At 65.2% G+C, this 16,252-nt stretch carries 15 protein-coding genes; 10 read left to right on the forward strand and 5 right to left on the reverse strand.

Going from position 1 to position 16,252, the window contains the following annotated elements; genetic code table 11:
* Position 1 precedes the first annotated feature (1 nt).
* Positions 2–1,138 carry an aminodeoxychorismate synthase component I gene (locus AC1DB0_RS22385; RefSeq protein ID WP_175170787.1) on the forward strand — a complete coding sequence of 379 codons (1,137 nt, stop codon included), beginning with the start codon at positions 2–4 and terminating at the stop codon, positions 1,136–1,138.
* 141 nt (positions 1,139–1,279) lie between these two features.
* Complete coding sequence (locus AC1DB0_RS22390; RefSeq protein ID WP_476757806.1) at positions 1,280–1,912, forward strand: aminotransferase class IV family protein; 633 nt, start codon at positions 1,280–1,282, stop codon at positions 1,910–1,912.
* Here the strand turns inward: AC1DB0_RS22390 and AC1DB0_RS22395 are convergent.
* Positions 1,893–2,825, reverse strand: coding sequence for a LysR family transcriptional regulator (locus AC1DB0_RS22395; protein ID WP_447577157.1), 933 nt, complete (start codon positions 2,823–2,825; stop codon positions 1,893–1,895). The genes AC1DB0_RS22390 and AC1DB0_RS22395 overlap by 20 nt on opposite strands.
* 111 nt (positions 2,826–2,936) lie before the next feature.
* On the opposite strand from AC1DB0_RS22395, the gene AC1DB0_RS22400 reads away from it, so the two are divergent.
* From AC1DB0_RS22400 to AC1DB0_RS22410, 3 genes are read left to right on the forward strand one after another with little or no spacing between them, the layout of a single operon-like run.
* On the forward strand, positions 2,937–4,175 hold the full coding sequence (locus AC1DB0_RS22400; protein WP_427945515.1) for an aromatic ring-hydroxylating dioxygenase subunit alpha: 1,239 nt from the start codon (positions 2,937–2,939) through the stop codon (positions 4,173–4,175).
* 2 nt (positions 4,176–4,177) lie between these two features.
* Positions 4,178–4,651 carry an aromatic-ring-hydroxylating dioxygenase subunit beta gene (locus AC1DB0_RS22405; RefSeq protein WP_054428097.1) on the forward strand — a complete coding sequence of 158 codons (474 nt, stop codon included), beginning with the start codon at positions 4,178–4,180 and terminating at the stop codon, positions 4,649–4,651.
* 13 nt (positions 4,652–4,664) lie between these two features.
* Positions 4,665–4,976, forward strand: a complete 312-nt coding sequence (locus tag AC1DB0_RS22410; RefSeq protein WP_054428098.1) for a non-heme iron oxygenase ferredoxin subunit — start codon at positions 4,665–4,667, stop codon at positions 4,974–4,976.
* 44 nt (positions 4,977–5,020) lie between these two features.
* Here AC1DB0_RS22410 and AC1DB0_RS22415 read toward each other — a convergent pair whose 3' ends face one another.
* The 4 genes from AC1DB0_RS22415 to AC1DB0_RS22430 all read right to left on the reverse strand — a co-directional run bounded on the left by AC1DB0_RS22415 (position 5,021) and on the right by AC1DB0_RS22430 (position 11,473).
* A complete protein-coding gene (locus AC1DB0_RS22415) occupies positions 5,021–5,860 on the reverse strand; it encodes a tRNA threonylcarbamoyladenosine dehydratase (RefSeq protein WP_175170783.1) in 840 nt (279 codons plus the stop codon).
* Between the two features lie 1,029 nt (positions 5,861–6,889).
* Complete coding sequence (locus AC1DB0_RS22420; RefSeq protein WP_054421345.1) at positions 6,890–8,305, reverse strand: efflux transporter outer membrane subunit; 1,416 nt, start codon at positions 8,303–8,305, stop codon at positions 6,890–6,892.
* Positions 8,306–8,310: 5 nt separating this feature from the next.
* Complete coding sequence (locus AC1DB0_RS22425; RefSeq protein ID WP_054420606.1) at positions 8,311–10,269, reverse strand: MacB family efflux pump subunit; 1,959 nt, start codon at positions 10,267–10,269, stop codon at positions 8,311–8,313.
* A 1-nt stretch (position 10,270) separates the two neighbouring features.
* Positions 10,271–11,473 (reverse strand): efflux RND transporter periplasmic adaptor subunit, encoded by a 1,203-nt coding sequence (locus tag AC1DB0_RS22430; RefSeq protein ID WP_054420605.1) that lies wholly within the window; start codon positions 11,471–11,473, stop codon positions 10,271–10,273.
* Between the two features lie 384 nt (positions 11,474–11,857).
* Here AC1DB0_RS22430 and AC1DB0_RS22435 point away from each other — a divergent pair, with 384 nt between their 5' ends.
* The 5 genes from AC1DB0_RS22435 (at position 11,858) to AC1DB0_RS22455 (ending at position 16,235) form a co-directional block, all read left to right on the forward strand.
* Positions 11,858–13,066 (forward strand): MFS transporter, encoded by a 1,209-nt coding sequence (locus tag AC1DB0_RS22435; RefSeq protein ID WP_476758739.1) that lies wholly within the window; start codon positions 11,858–11,860, stop codon positions 13,064–13,066.
* Positions 13,067–13,068: 2 nt separating this feature from the next.
* Positions 13,069–13,731, forward strand: a complete 663-nt coding sequence (locus AC1DB0_RS22440; RefSeq protein WP_054420604.1) for a gamma-glutamylcyclotransferase — start codon at positions 13,069–13,071, stop codon at positions 13,729–13,731.
* Between the two features lie 204 nt (positions 13,732–13,935).
* Complete coding sequence (gene pdxH, locus AC1DB0_RS22445) at positions 13,936–14,565, forward strand: pyridoxamine 5'-phosphate oxidase (protein WP_054420603.1); 630 nt, start codon at positions 13,936–13,938, stop codon at positions 14,563–14,565.
* Positions 14,566–14,604: 39 nt separating this feature from the next.
* The gene (locus tag AC1DB0_RS22450) at positions 14,605–15,129 is read left to right on the forward strand and encodes a flavin reductase family protein (protein ID WP_054420602.1); all 525 of its coding nucleotides are present in this window, start codon (positions 14,605–14,607) and stop codon (positions 15,127–15,129) included.
* Positions 15,126–16,235 carry an NAD(P)/FAD-dependent oxidoreductase gene (locus AC1DB0_RS22455; RefSeq protein ID WP_476757807.1) on the forward strand — a complete coding sequence of 370 codons (1,110 nt, stop codon included), beginning with the start codon at positions 15,126–15,128 and terminating at the stop codon, positions 16,233–16,235. The genes AC1DB0_RS22450 and AC1DB0_RS22455 overlap by 4 nt, the downstream gene beginning before the upstream one ends.
* The last annotated feature ends 17 nt before the right edge of the window (positions 16,236–16,252 follow it).

Genomic DNA, 16,252 nt, shown 5'->3' on the forward strand with positions numbered 1-16,252 from the left:
CATGGAATGTCGTTTTGAAGACCGGCTGGCCGGCCGCGCGCTGAAGTTCGAGGGCTTTTGCTCCCGCATCGAAGCGCGCACCGCCGGCGAAGTCGCCCCCGCGCTGGCGGCCATTGAGGCCGCGCGGCAACAGGGGCGCTGGGTCGCCCTGTTGCTGGACTATGAACTGGGCGAATGGCTGTTGCCCGAAGCCACCCTGCCCGCGCCGGCCGGCCCGTGGTCGCCGCCGCAAGACGACGGCCGCGCCCGGCTGACCGCGCTGGTTTTCGAACGCAAGGTGGACGACACCCCCTGGGATGCGCCGGACGCCGCCAGCGCGCCGTCCGCCATCAGCCTGCCCGCCCCGCGCATGACCGAAGCCGCTTATGTGCGCCAGATCGACGCCATCCGCGGGCTGATCGGCGACGGCGAGCTCTACCAGGTCAATTTCACGCAGCCGCTGGACGTGCAATACCAAGGCGACGCCGCCACGCTCTACCGGCGCATCGCCAGCCGCAACCCGGTTGCCCACGGCGCATTCATCCAAGACGGCGCACGCACGGTGCTGTCGTTTTCGCCCGAACTCTTCGTCCGGCGCGATGGCCCCCGCCTGACGACCCGCCCCATGAAAGGCACCGCACCGCGCCACCCCGACCCGATTGAAGACGCACGGCTGGGCCAGGAATTGCTGGCCAGCGAAAAGAACCGCGCCGAAAACCTGATGATCGTGGACCTGCTGCGCAACGACCTGGGCCGGCTGGCCGAGCCGGGTTCGGTCAAGGTCGACGCCCTGTTTTCGCTGGAACGCTACCCCACGGTCTGGACCATGACGTCCACCGTGTCGGCGCTGGCCCCCGACGCCACGCTGGCAGACGTGCTGACCGCCCTGTTCCCCTGCGGGTCGATCACCGGCGCCCCCAAAGTCGCCGCCATGCGCCGCATCCGCCAGATGGAAACCGCCCCGCGCGGCCTGTACTGCGGCAGCGTAGGCTGGCTGGCGCCGAATGGCGATTTTTCATTGAACGTCGCCATCCGCACGCTGGTGCTGGACCAGAACGGCCACGGCGTCTACAGCGTGGGCGGCGGCATCGTCCACGATTCCGACCCGGCGGAAGAATGGCAGGAATGCCACTGGAAGGCCCGCATCCTGCGGAGTTGAAGGGTGTTGCCGATCCGCGCGGCCAATCATCCACGCAGATAGGTAATGCCCAACGCGCAACCCATCAAACTCCTGCCACGTCACCACCGCCGGTAGTAGCATAGAGCGCGCCCCACCCCGCCCATTGCCCAGGAGAGTCCCATGCAACCCGAACTGATCGAGACCATCCTGGTCGATGCCGAACAACGCGTGCCGCTGCTGGCCCGCCACCTCGCGCGGCTGGAAGCATCATGCAAGGCGCTGGGCTACGTCTGGGGCGGCCGCGCGGTGGAAGGCGACATCATGATCGCCGCCACGGGCCTGGTCACGCCCGGCCCGCACCGTCTGCGCCTGCTGGTCGCCCGCGACGGCAGCCGCCACATCCAGACGGCCATGCTGCCGCCACTGCCCGCCGTGCAGGAAGTGATGCTGGCGCCCGAGGCGCTGCGGTCTTCGGAACCGCTGCTGCGCTACAAGACCACGCACCGCCCCTGGTACACGAAGACCATCGAATGGCTGCCCGCGCATCCGCACATCTTCGACCTGCTCTATCTGAATGAACGCGGCGAGCTGTGCGAAGGCAGCCGCAGCAACGTTTACCTGCGCATGGACGGCCGCTGGTACACGCCGCCTGTCGACAGCGGCTGCCTGCCGGGCGTGCAACGCGGTGAACTGCTGGACACCGGCAACGTGCGCGAACGCGTGCTGACCCTGGCCGACTTGCACGCCGCCGACGAAATCCGCCTGTCCAATGCACTGCGCGGCTGGTTCAGCGTCACGCTGCGGGAAGCCTGACCCGCCCGTCCTGATCCGCAAACTGCTCCACCACCACCTGCCGCAGCCATTGATTGGCAGGCTCGCGGTGGTTGCGCGCATGCCAGAACACATTGATGACCGACTCCGGAATCTTCACCGGACAGGGCGCCGTCGCCAGCCCGAACGGCGTACAGGCGCAGTCGGCAAAGCGCTGCGGCACCACGGCAATCATGTCGGTGGCCTGCAAGACCGGCCCCACTGCGATGAAATGCGGCACCGTCAACCTCAGGCGCCGGCGAATGCCAGCCCGTGCAATCACCTCATCCACCACGCCATGCCCCGTGCCTTCGGAGACGATCGCCACATGCTCCGCCGCCCGAAACTGCTTGGCCGACACGCCTGAACGCGCTAGCGGATGGTCGTGCCGGAAGATGCATACATAGGGCTGACTGAACAGCTTGCGTTGAAAGAAGCCGCTTCGCAGGCCGGGCAGAAAACCCATGGCCAGATCGATGCGGCCACGCTCCATTTCGTCGCGGACGTCGATTGACGTGGTGCGCACGGTGCGTATCGTGACCCCCGGCGCGGCGGCGTCCAGCGCCCGCATCAGGCGCGGCAAGAAGTAGGTTTCGCCCACATCGTTCACGCCAATCACGAAGGCCCGTTCGCTGCGCGCGGGGTCGAACACGGCATGCGCGTTCAGCGTGCCATGCAACGCACCCAGCGCATCCGCGATGGGCCGGGCCAGCGCCTCGGCGTACGGCGTGGGCACCATCCCGCGCGACGTGCGCAAGAACAGCTCATCCCCCAGCAGCTTGCGCAGCCGGCTCAGCGCGTTGCTGACGCCAGGTTGCGAGATGCCCAGGCTCTGGGCGGCGGCCGACACCCGGCCATGCTTATGCAGTTCGTTGAAGACGACCAGCAGGTTCAGGTCCACGTCTTTCAGGTTCATGCGTTTGTCTCCACCAATATTGATTTTGGTGATGTCTTCTATTGATCAGATTCTATTTATTTATTTCATCGCCTGCTCGATGATGAAGCGATAAAAAATAGGAGACAAACCATGCAGATCGATCCGCCCTGGCAGGGTGACGGTTCACACCGCATCCCCTTTGGCGTCTACACCGACGCCGCCCTGCACCAGCGCGAGCTGGAACGCTTTTTCTACCAGGCGCACTGGTGCTATGTCGGCCTGGAGGCCGAAATCCCCAAGCCGGGCGACTTCAAACGCACGGCGGTCGGCGAACGCTCGGTCATCCTGCTGCGCGACAACGAGGGCCAGGTCCGTGTGGTGGAAAACGTGTGCGCGCATCGCGGCGTGCAGTTCTGCCGGGAACGCTCCGGCAACCGCAGCGAATTCGTCTGCCCCTATCACCAATGGAATTACGACCTGCAAGGCAACCTGATCGGCGTGCCGTTCCGGCGCGGCGTCAAACAAGACGGCAAGGTCAACGGCGGCATGCCCGCCGACTTCAAAACGGAAGACCACGGCCTGACCAAACTGGCGGTGGCCTGTAGAAACGGGGTGGTGTTCGCGTCGTTCGACCACGACGCCGAACGGCTGGAAGACTATCTGGGCCCCGACATCCTGCACTACTTCGACCGCGTCTTCGACGGCCGCGAATTGGTGATTCACGGCTACAGCCGCCAGCGCATTCCGGGCAACTGGAAGCTGATGCAGGAAAACATCAAAGACCCCTATCACCCCGGCCTGCTGCATACCTGGTTCGTCACCTTCGGCCTGTGGCGCGCGGACAACCGGTCTGAACTGAAAATGGACCGCCACTTCCGCCACGCCGCCATGATTTCCACGCGCGGCCAGGGCGGCAAGGGCAGCGTCACCAGCGGGGTGTCCAGCTTCAAGGAACAGATGTCGTTAAACGATGACCGCTTCCTGGACATCGTGCAGGAGCCCTGGTGGAACGGCCCCACCGCCGTGCTGATGACGCTATTTCCCAGCGTGATCATTCAGCAGCAGGTGAATTCGCTGTCCACCCGCCACATCCAGCCCGTGGGGCACGACGCCTTCGATTTCGTCTGGACGCACTTCGGCTTCGCAGATGACACGCCCGAGATGACGCGGCGGCGGCTGCGCCAGGCGAACCTGTTTGGCCCTGCCGGCTTTGTGTCGGCGGACGACGGCGAAGTCATCGAATTTTCGCAATCGGGTTTTCAACAGAAGCCGTGGCACCGCAGCGTGGCGGAACTGGGCGGCAAGACCGCCGAGAACACCGACCACATGGTGACCGAAACGCTGATCCGCGGCATGTACGCGTATTGGCGCCGCGTGATGGAGGCATGACGATGCTGGACTTTCCGCTCTACTACCAGCTGACCCGCCTGTACGCCGACTACGCCGCCGCGCTGGACGCCGAAGAATGGGAGAAATGGCCCGACTTCTTTCTGGAAGACTGCGTCTACAAAGTGCTGCCCCGCGAAAACCACGAACGCGGCTATGCGCTGGCGACGATGGCGTTCGAAAGCCGCGGCATGCTGAAAGACCGCATCTACGGCGCCACCGACACGATCTTTCACGACCCCTACTACCAGCGCCATGTGGTCGGCGCGCCGCGCGTGCTGGCGGTCGACGACGACCGCATCGAATCCGAAGCGAACTACGCCGTGTTCCGCACCAAGCCCAACCAGCTGACCACCGTGTTCAACGTGGGCCGCTATCTGGACGTCGTGCGCCGCACGCCGGACGGCCTGAAGTTCGAATCGCGGCTGTGCATTTTCGACAGCGAACTGATCCCGAATTCGCTCATCTACCCCATCTGAAGAGGAAAGCCGCATGAGTACGCAATGGATCAAGGCCATCGCCCGCGCCGACGTGCCGGAAGACGACGTTATCGCCGTGCAGGCAGGTGACCGCGAAATCGCGCTGTACGGCGTGGAAGGCGAGGTCTACGCCACCGACAACCTCTGTACGCACGGCAACGCCAGGCTATGCGACGGCTTCCTGACGGGCCACGAAATCGAATGCCCGCTGCATCAGGGCCGCTTCGACGTGCGCGACGGCCGCGCGCTGTGCTCGCCGCTGCGTGAAAACGTGATGACGTATCCCGTGAGGATCGAGGACGGAATAGTGTTCGTGGCGCTGTAAACGCGCGCGGCCGCCGAGAGGGGCTGCGCGACTCCGGCTGGCGCTCAGATCGCCAGCCGCAACGCCTCGTTCGCCGCCGCCATCCCCATGGCGGCCGTCACGGTCACCACCGACCCATATCCCGCGCAAGACAAGCCCTGCGGCGCAATGTTCTGCCCCGACGCGCCCAGGTCATCTTCACCTTCCGTGGGACGCGTCCAGGCGTCAGGCAGGATGGCGGGCTGATCAAACCACAGCGCATGAATGCCCATCTTCGGCACACGCTTGAGCGCTTTGCCGTTCTGATCAGAACCGCGCGGAAAGCCATGTTCCTTGCGCAGTTTGTTGCGCAGCTTGGCGAGCAAGGCATCGTTGACCGCCACCGACAAATCACCGGCCCGCAAGGCCAACGGATCGGTCTTGCCCCCCGCGCCCCCGCACAACAACATGGGAATTCCCAACGCACGCGCATGCAAGATCATGGCGATCTTGGCCGCGGCCTGGTCGGTGCAGTCGATGATGACGGTATAGGGCCCAGGCAGAACGTCGGCCACGTTTTCCGGCGACACGAAATCATCCACGCGGGTCAACCGGCATTCCGGGTTGATCGCCAACACGCGTTCCGCCATGGCATCCACCTTGGATTGACCAAGCGTGGAAGACAGCGCGTGGATCTGCCGATTGACGTTGGATTCAGCGATATGGTCCAGGTCGATCAGCGTCAACGCCCCGACCCCGCAACGCGCCAACGCTTCGACGGTCCATGACCCGACTCCGCCAAGGCCAGCCACCGCAACGTGCGCAGTTTGCAGGCGTGCAGGAGCTTGGGGGCCGTACAACCGGGAGAGACCGCCGAAACGGCGTTCAAGGTCAGCGGGAGGGAGAGCGTGATCGGGGGAGGTCATGGCGGGTATTTTAGGGCAGGTTTTTTGTTCGGGGAGGGACGGAGGGTTGTGCTTGGTGGGTACTGGCGTTGGTGCTTCTTGGCGTTAGGGCGTCGTAGGCGCTGGGGGTTAGTGCTTCGTAGGTCGCCCATCGTCGCGGTGGCCCTGACTGCGCGCGCCCACGATTGCGGTCCGGAGCCTTCGCTCCGGACGTCCCCTTCGTCATCTTCGTCCAGGCCTTCGGCCTTCCCTTCAGATTCCCTCGGGCGCATCGAGGTTGCGCGCAGTCAGGGCCACCGCGCCGACGGGCTGCCGCAGTCTTGGCATGTCGCGCTGCTAGGGTGTGCCTTAGCCACGAGTGCTGCGGGGCCCGCCGAGTGCCGGCCGCGCGGGCGGCCTTACTCGGCATACGCGGCGGTGGGCGTTTGGGCGGTGGTCGCTTTCGCGAATGTGGAGAGCGGTTTTCTTATGGTCCCCGCACATTTGGGGGGAGGTAGAGGGGTGGCGCGCGTCCGCCACTGCCTTGCGCGTGCCGACCCGTCGCGCGCCACCGCACCGGAGTTCAACTGATGGCCGTGCCTGCTAGGGAGCGCCATTCATTCGATGGCCGTGCCTGCTGGGGAGCGCCATTCATCCGATGGCCGTGCCTCGCAGGAATGCCCTCCAACCGATGGCCATACCTCGCCGAACAGGTGAAGCGCGGCAATTCAGCCACGCGCGAAGCGAACACCGCGACGACGCACCACGACGCGTAAGCTCCAAAAGGCCGCCCGCGCGGCCGGCATGGAGCGGGCCCCGCAAGATCTTCCACCACTCAAATTCCGGTGGCGAGAACCTCAAGAACCCCGACCGCCCCAGTTACCGTGAGATTGCAACTGACGGAGCCCGTGGCGTCGGGGGCCTGGGGTGCGCGGGGCGTCGATAAGCCCGAGGGAATCTGAAGGGAAGGCCGAAGGCCTGGACGAAGATGACAACGGGGCAGTCCGGAGCGAAGGCTCCGGACCGCAATCGTTGCCCCGCGCACCCCAGGCCCCCGATGTCACGGGCGTCTTAAGAACCCACACCACCACCACGAGCCACCAAATCATCCCCCCCTAACGCTCGGTAAACCGTCACCTGATTCACCAACCGATTCAAGCCATTTTCATCCCGCGCAATCTCGGCCGTCCGCCGCTTCTCCTGCGCGTCCAGCCAGTCCTTCAACGACACCGCGCCCGCCCGATACCGGACCTCGTACAAGCGTTCCGCTTCGCGCGCCGCCCGTAACGACACCGCCAGTTGCTCTGCCTGCAACGACAACTGCGTCCGGTTCGACAGCGCGTTCTCTACGTCCGCCATCGCCTGGTACAACGACTGCCGGAAGTTGACGACGCGTTCTTCGTAGTCTGCCTTCGAGATCTTGATGTTCAGCTGCATCTGGTTCCATTGCAGGAACGGCAGTGTCAGGCCTACGCCCAGCGTTGCGATCGGGTTTTGCAGCACGTTCGACAGCGTCGGACTCGCGCTGCCTACCGCGCCGGTCAGCGTCACGGGCGGGTAGAAACTGGCGCGCGTCGCGTCAACCGTGGCCAACGCTTCGCGCAAGCGCAACTCGGCGGCTCGCAAGTCGGGGCGGCGGCCCAGCAGATCAGCCGGAACGCCCGCGCGCGCTTCGGGCAGCGGGTATTGCGGCAGGCGGGCCGGGTCGGCCATGCTGCGGTCTGGCGGGCCATCGAACAGAATCGTCAGCGCGTTCGTGTATTCCACGCGCTGCTGCACCAGCAGCGTATGCGCGGCTTGTTGGCTGGCGACGGTTTGCTCGGCTTCGGCAAGCTCCAACGCCGATGCGCCACCCGCCGCGTATTGCGCGCGTACCAGGTCCTGCGTGCGGCGTGCATACGCGATGCTTTCTTCGCTGCTGGCGATGCGCTGGTTGATGAAGGCCGTCTGCCAATACAAGGTCGCAGTGGTGCCCACCAGGGACAACGCCGCCGACTGGCGGTCTTCTTCGGTGGCCAGCGCTTCCCATTGCGCCGCGTCGCGCTGGCGGGACAGCTTGCCCCACAGATCGACCTCGTAACTGACCGTCAGCTCGGCTTGGTTGGTGCGCGTGATGCTGCGATCGCCATACAGATTGCGAACGCGCGTCACGTTGGCGTCGCCGCCCAGTTGCGGAATCAGCTTGTCTTCGGTCAGCCCCGCCTGATACTGCGCGCGACGAACGCGGATGGCGGCAGCGGCCAGGTCGTTGTTGCGCGCCAGCACCGCGTCGATCAGGCCATCCAGCACCGGGTCATTGAAGTTACGCCACCAGGCGCCGCCTTCCGCCAACGGCGCATTGGTGTTGGCCGCTGAACCATACGTCCACGCCGCGGGCGCCTGCGTCAGCGGGGGTTCGTAGTCGCTGCGCAGCAGGCTGCCGCAACCGCCCAGCGCCAGCAGCAGCGCCAGGGCGACGGGTTTGCAGATCAGGGAAACCGCTTTCATCGTCCTCATTCCCGGGCCAAGGCCTCGACGGGGTCCAGGCGCGCCGCGTTGCGCGCCGGCAAATAACCAAAAAGCACACCGATCAAAGTCGAGCACGTAAATGCCGCCACCATCGATGCCGTGGAGTAAATCATCTGGAACGAGCCGCCCGTGGCCTTGGACACCAGCACGCCCAACGCCAGCGACAGAATGATGCCCAGTGCCCCGCCGATCAAGCAGACCAGCACCGCTTCGATCAGGAACTGCTGCATGATGTCGCTGCGCCGCGCGCCCACCGCCATCCGCACCCCGATCTCGCGAGTGCGTTCGGTCACGGACACCAGCATGATGTTCATCACGCCAATGCCGCCCACCATCAGCGAGATCAGCGCAATCAGCGACACCAGCAAGGTCATCGTGGCGGTGGTGCGTTCGATGGTCTTGCGAATGGCGTCCGTGTTGAAGACGAAGAAATCCTTCACGACGTGGCGCCGCATCAGCACGCGTTCGATGGCCTTCTCGGCGGCGGCGGGCGGCGTCGCGTCGTTGACACGCACCGTGATGCTCTTCAGATGCTGCTGGCCCAGCACGCGCGACAGCGCCGTCGTGTAGGGAATCCAAACGTTCAGCGATTCGTTGTTGCCAAAGACAGATTCCTTCTTCGCCGTGACGCCAATCACGCGCGCGGGCATCGACCCCAGGAACACCACCTGCCCGATCGGCTCAGTGTGTGATCCAAACAGCGCGCGCCGTGTGCCGTCATCGATGACGACTTCCTGCGCCCGGCGCACCACACTCGTCTCATCGAAGAACTTGCCTTTTTCAAGCTGGATGGCGCGCACGCGGAAGTACTGTTCGCCCACGCCCTGGATCGACCCGTTCACCGACACGTTGCGATAGCGCAGCGTGTTGCTGGTGGCCACTTCGGGGGTGACGCTGTCTACATAGGGTTCGCGGGCCAGCGCGTCGGCGTCGGCGGCGACCAGCGTGCGGATGTTGACGGCTTTCTCGTCGCCGAAGTCCTTGCCGGGAAACACTTCCACCGTGTTGGTGCCGATGGCGCTGATATCTTCCAGGATCTTGCGCCGCGAGCCTTCGCCCAGCGCCACCACCGACACCACCGCGGCGATGCCAATGATGATGCCCAGCATGGTCAGCGACGTGCGCAGCCGGTGCGCGTTCATCGCCAGCAGCGCCATGCGCAAGGCTTCGCCACAACGGTCCAGGTACGACTGCCAGGCCGGCCGCTTGGGCAGGGGCGGCGCGTCATCGCGGACCACGTCGCGGTGCGGCGCGTCGGGGTTGCGCTTGTCGGCAACGATTTCGCCGTCGCTGATCTCGATGATGCGTTGCGCATGCCGCGCCACATTCATATCGTGCGTGACGATGATGATGGTGTGGCCGGCCGCGTTCAATTCTTCCAGGATGCGCAGCACTTCCTGGCCCGTGTGCGTGTCCAGCGCGCCGGTGGGCTCGTCGGCCAGGATGATGTCGCCGCCGTTCATCAGCGCGCGCGCAATACTCACGCGCTGCTGCTGCCCCCCCGACAACTGGCCGGGCCGGTGTTCCGACCGGTCGCCCAGCCCCAGCCGCTTGAGCAGTTCCTCGGCGCGGTCCAGCCGCGCCTCGCGTCGTTTGCCGGCGTAGACGGCCGGCATTTCCACGTTGCCCAGCGCGGTCAGGTCTGACAACAGGTGATAGCGCTGGAAGATGAAGCCGAAATGCTCGCGGCGCAGTTCGGCCAGTTCGTCCGGGTCCAGCTCGCCCGTGCTGCGGCCGCTGACCTGGTAGTCGCCCCGGGTCGGGCGGTCCAGGCAGCCCAAGATGTTCATCAAGGTGGACTTGCCCGAGCCGGACGCGCCCACGATGGCCACCATTTCGCCTGCCTCGATGGTCAGGTTGATGTCCTTCAGGACGGCAATCGTCTGGTCGCCGGCGGGAAACTCTCGGCGCACGCCAGAGAGCGAGATCAACGGCCCGCTCATGTCAGGCTCCCGGCGGCGGGCCGGGTTGCGTCGCAGCCGCCGCCGGCGCGGAGTCCGCCGACACGACGCGCTCGCCCACCTCAAGTCCTTCCAGCACCTGCGCCTGCACGTTGTTGTTCATGCCGATCTTGACGTGGCGCACCTCGGTCTTGTTGTCTTTGCCAACCACGCGCACCGCATAGCGGCCGTCTTCGCCGCGTTTGCCCAGCGCCGAGGCCGGTACCACCACCGCATCCTTGGCTTCGCCCAGCACGATGAAGACCTGGGCCGTCATCGAGATGCGCAGCTTTTCATCGGGGTTGGGCACGTCGAACAGGCCGTTGTAATAGACGGCGGCCGTCGTCGAAGAGCTGCTGGACGAGGTCAGCGACGTGGTCGCGTCGTCTTTCTGGATGGAGTCCGGCGCGGGTTCCACCGCGCGCAAGGTCGCGTGATAGCGCTGGTCAGGTTCGCCCAGAATGGTGAAGTACACGGGCAGGCCGGCCTTCACGCGGGTGACGTCGGCTTCCGAGATTTGCGCCTTGATCGTCATCGTGTCCACTTGCGCCACCTTGATGATGGTGGGCGCGCTTTGGATCGAGTTCACCGTCTGGCCTTCCTTCGTCACCACCGCCACCACCATGCCGTCGATGGGCGACACGATGCGCGTATAGCCCAGGTTGACGCGCGCGGTGTCGACCTGGATCTCGGCCTGTGCAATCTGCGCGTCCAGCGACGCGATTTCGGCGCGGGTCACGGCCAGCGTGGCTTCGGCGGTTTCATAGGCTTCGCGCGAACTGGCGTCGGCGGCCAGCATCTGGCGTTGACGCTTGAAGGCGAGTTCGGCCTGCTTCAACGTGGCGACCTTGGCGGCGCGTTCGGCGCGGCGGGTTTGCAAGGCCGCTTCGGCGTTGCGCAATTCGTTCTGCTGGGTCAGGTCATCAATCTCGGCCACCAGCTGGCCTTTCTTGACGCGATCGCCCAGTTCCACTTTCAGGGACTTCAACTGGCCGGTTGCCTGAGCGCCCACGCTGACGCGTTCAATGGCGTCGATAGTGCCGCTGGCCAGCACGCTGTCTTCCAGATTGGCCCGCGATACTTCGGCCACCGCGAAGGTGGGCGGCGGCGGCGCCGAGAAGAAGGCGGCGCGCAGGCCCAGGGCCACTAGCAGAACGACGACGGCGATCAGCGCATAACGCTTGAACTTGCTGCGGGACTTTTTCATTGAACCTGGTAAGAAGCGGCGAGGCGCGAGCCCCCGCCCGTATTGCGAAACTAGCTGCCCATCCTAAACGGGCGTGCCGGCCAAACGATGGCCTATGTGTGGCGAAACGGTGAAAAACAGTAAAGCGGTGTCCAGCCTTAAAACAGCCAGCCAATTGTTCCGTTGCGAGAACGATACAACGTCATCGGCGCAAGCATGCAACCCCGCGCCCGCACATGGCGCGAACGTGCGGCGAACGCGCCGCCATCTTGCGCCGTAAGCACACGACTTGGCCGCTAGATGGCGCCTATCTTGTTGCCACGCGCTGAAACAATTTGCCGCAGCGCAAGATAAACGCGCCTCGACATAGGCCGATGATCCGCACAGAATGAACGCAGTTACGCCGTGTCTACCTCCAACAGATCCCCCTCCTCGCCTTCCAGTTCCCCGGAATTTTCCGGGGCGGTGCTGCTGTGCCTGCTGGCAATGATGAATCACRTGGCGCTGACAGGGGGACGGATTACCGTCTCGCTGACCGCGTTGCAGATGGGGCTGTCCACGTTCAAGGTCGGCACGCTGGTCGCGGTGTTCGCGGTGCTGCCGATGCTGTTTTCGGTGCGCGCGGGTCGGTGGGTGGATCGGGTCGGCATCGTGCGCCCGCTCGTCATCGGGACGTCATTGGTCGCCATCGGCACCGCATTGCCCTTTATCTCGCAAACGCAAGTCGCATTGCTGATCGCCTCGTGCTGTATCGGTATCGGCTTCATGCTGCATCAGGTGGCGACGCAAGACTTGCTGGGCCATGCCGAACCCGCGCAACGTCTGCGCAACTTTTCATTCATGTCTCTGGCGCTGGCGGGTTCGGGGTTTTCTGGCCCGCTGATCGCCGGGCTGGCGATTGACCATCTGGGTACGCGCACCGCCTTCGGCCTGCTGGCCCTGGGGCCGCTGATCTCTGGCATCGGCCTTTACGCCTTGCGTCACCAATTGAAGGCCGTGGATTCGCAATTGTCAGGCGCCAAGGAAGCCCAGCGCCGCCGCGTGACCGAACTGCTGGCCGTCCCCGCCTTGCGCCGCATCCTGATGGTCAACACCATTTTGTCGGGCGCGTGGGACACGCACTTGTTCGTGGTGCCAATCTTTGGCGTGGCGATCGGGCTGTCGGCCACCACCATCGGCGTCATTCTTGCGTCGTTCGCGGCGGCAACGTTCGTCATCCGGCTGGTATTGCCGCTGATCATGCGCCGGGTGCGGTCGTGGACGCTGGTGCGGGTGGCGATGGCAACAGCCGCCATCGACTTCATGCTTTACCCGCTGTTCACCGACGTTAGCATCCTGATCGTGCTGTCGTTCATTCTGGGGCTTGCGTTGGGGTGCTGCCAACCGAGTATGCTATCCCTCTTGCACCAGCATTCCCCGCCCGGCCGTGCGGCCGAAGCCGTGGGATTGCGCATGGCGCTGATCAATGGCTCGCAGGTTTCCCTGCCGTTGACCTTCGGCGCGCTGGGTGCGGTCATCGGCGTTGCCCCGTTGTTCTGGGCCTATTCGCTGGCCCTGATGGCGGGAGGGTGGGCCAATCGCAACCCCCCGCTCGAGTCTGAACGGAATCCGTAGTCGTGAACATGCAGTCCTCTCCCCCCGAACCCGGCATTGCCGGCGCCAGCCTGCCCTTTCGTCTGTGGACGCAAGAGGAAAGGCAGGCATCGCTGGAAGAGGCCCTGCGCCACTGGCAGTCGGGCGAAGACGTCTGGGTGTATGGATACGGGTCGCTGATCTGGCGCCCTGACTTTGATTTCATGGAACGCCGCCTGGCGACCTTGCGCGGTCATCACCGGGCGCTGTGCCTGTGGTCTCGTGTGAACCGCGGCACCCCGGAATGCCCGGGCCTGGTGTTCGGCCTGGACCGCGGGGGCTCCTGCCGGGGCGTGGTCTACCGTCTGGCGGGCAGCCAGGTGCCGACTTACTTCCCGGCATTGTGGGAACGCGAAATGTCCACCGGCGCCTATCTGCCCCGCTGGATCAATTGCACCACCGACGCCGGCACCGTCCGCGCGCTGGTCTTCATCATGAACCGGGACAACCCGGCCTACATCCGCGCCCTGCCCGACGCCGAGCTGCTGGCCATCGTGCGCCGCGCCGCGGGCCGCTACGGCCCCTGCACCGATTACGTCGTCCAAACCGCCCAGGCGCTGCGCGCCGCCGGCATCCATGACGCCCGCCTGGACGCCATCGCCCGCATGCTGGAAGCCGACGAGCACACGCTGCCAGAAGGCGCATAAATCGGAAAATGGCCGAAGAACGGCCGAAGAACAGCCCAAGAATGACCCGGGAATGACCCAAGAATGACCCGGGAGCGGTCCCCCGCCGCAGCCCCGGCCCGCCCTCCCGGGCGGAAACTTGCCTGAGACCTGCGCGGGGTCAATAAGGGAGGGATTGCCCAAGCGGTATAAACTCCCTGTTATCAACGCTGACTCCCACGCCTCATGTCCGTCTCTGATCTGCGTCAAAGCTACGAAAAGAACGTCCTGCTGGAATCCCAGGCCGCCGCCTCGCCGTTCGACCAGTTTTCGCGCTGGTTCGACGAAGCGCTGGCCGCCAAGGTGCCTGAGCCCAACGCCATGACCCTGGCTACGGTGGACGCCTCGGGCCAGCCCAGCGCCCGCATCGTCCTGATCAAGGGCTATGACGAGCGCGGTTTCACGTTCTTCACCAACTACGAATCCCGCAAGGGCCACGACCTGCTGGCCGAACCGCGCGCCAGCCTGCTGTTCTTCTGGCAGCCGCTGGAACGCCAGGTCCGCATCGAAGGCGTGGTGGAAAAGGTCGCGGCCGAGGAATCGGACGCCTACTATCACAGCCGCCCGGCCGGTTCGCGCATTGGCGCCTGGGCCTCGCCCCAGAGCCAACCCATCACCCGTGAAGCGCTGGAAGCCCGCGAAAAAGAATTCCGCGAACGTTTCGGCGAAGAGCCGCCGCGTCCGCCGCACTGGGGCGGTTACCGCCTGAAGCCCACCGCGATCGAATTCTGGCAAGGCAGGCCGTCGCGCCTGCACGACCGGCTGCGCTATGTCGCCGACGGCTCGTCCTGGAAGATCGAACGCCTGTCGCCTTGATGCCGGGCGCGCTGCGCGCCCGCCCGACTTAACGATTGCATGCCCGCCTCCTCCCCTGATTTTGACGCCGCTTTTTTCCGCACCGCGCTGGGCCGTTACGCCACGGGCGTAACGGTGGTGACAGCCGCCGGCCTTGATGGCGCCCCCATCGGGCTGACGGTCAGCTCGTTCAACTCGGTATCGCTGAACCCGCCGCTGATCCTCTGGAGCCTGTCGCGCTCGTCGTCGTCGCTGGCGGCGTTTGAACAGTGCGAGCGCTACGTGGTCAACGTGCTGAGCGCCGAGCAGATTGCACTGGCGCGGCGCTTCGCGACCGGCAAAACGCCGGACCGCTACGCCGGTTTGACCGTGCACCACGCGCCGGGTGGCACGCCCATGCTGGACGGCCACTGCGCCGCCTGGTTCGAATGCCGCAACCGCAGCCGCTACGAAGAAGGCGATCACATCATCATGGTGGGCGAAGTGGAACGCTGCGGTCACAGCACCGAGCCGCCGCTGGTCTTCCACGCGGGCGGCTTCGATCTGACGCCCGCCGGCGCACGATCCGAAAGGAAAGCCCCATGAGCGTGGATATTGATTGCGTCGTCATCGGCGCGGGCGTTGTCGGCCTGGCAATCGCACGCGCGCTGGCGCAGTCCGGCCGCGACGTGCTCGTGACTGAAGCCACGGAAGCCATCGGAACCGGCACCAGCTCGCGCAATTCCGAAGTCATTCACGCTGGCATCTATTACCCGGCGGGCAGTCTTAAGGCGCGCCTGTGCGTGCGCGGCAAGCACCTGCTGTACGGGTACTGCGCCGAACGCGGCGTGCCGCATCAGCGTCTGGGCAAGCTCATCGTGGCGACAGACCGCGACCAGGCCACCCAACTGGAAGGCATTGCCCAACGCGCCCGCGCCAATGGCGTGGACGACCTGCAATTCATTTCGGGCGAAGAGGCCATGCGCCTGGAGCCCGCGCTGCAATGCACAGCCGCGCTGTTGTCGCCGTCGACCGGCATCGTGGACAGCCACGCGCTGATGTTGTCGTTCCAGGGCGATGCGGAAAACGCGGGCGCCCAATTCGTCTTCCATACGCCGCTGGTGTCCGGCCGCGTCCGGCCCGAAGGCGGCTTCGAACTGCAATTCGGCGGCGACGAAGCCATGACCCTGACCTGCAACGTGCTGATCAATTCGGCAGGCTTGCAGGCGCCGGCATTGGCCCGACGCATCGACGGCGTGCCGCCCACCAGCATTCCCACCGACTATCTGTGCAAGGGCAGCTACTTCACGCTGTCTGGCCGCGCGCCGTTTTCGCGCCTGATCTACCCCGTGCCGCAACATGCCGGCCTGGGCGTGCACCTGACGCTGGACATGGGTGGCCAAGCCAAGTTTGGCCCCGATACCGAATGGGTCGGCACGGAAGACTACACGCTGGACCCCGCGCGCGCCGACGTGTTCTATGCCGCCGTGCGCAGCTATTGGCCCGCGCTGCCCGACAACGCCCTGGCGCCCGGCTACACCGGCATCCGGCCGAAAATCTCGGGCCCGCACGAACCCGCCGCCGACTTCGTCATTGCCGGCCCCGCCGTGCATGGCGTGCCCGGCCTGGTGAACCTGTTTGGCATCGAATCCCCCGGGCTGACCTCCAGCCTGGCCCTGGCGGAAGAAACCCTGGCGCGCCTGGCCGCCTGATTCCGCCCCTATCCTCA

It is taken from the genome of Achromobacter sp. 10T422, assembly GCF_056394065.1.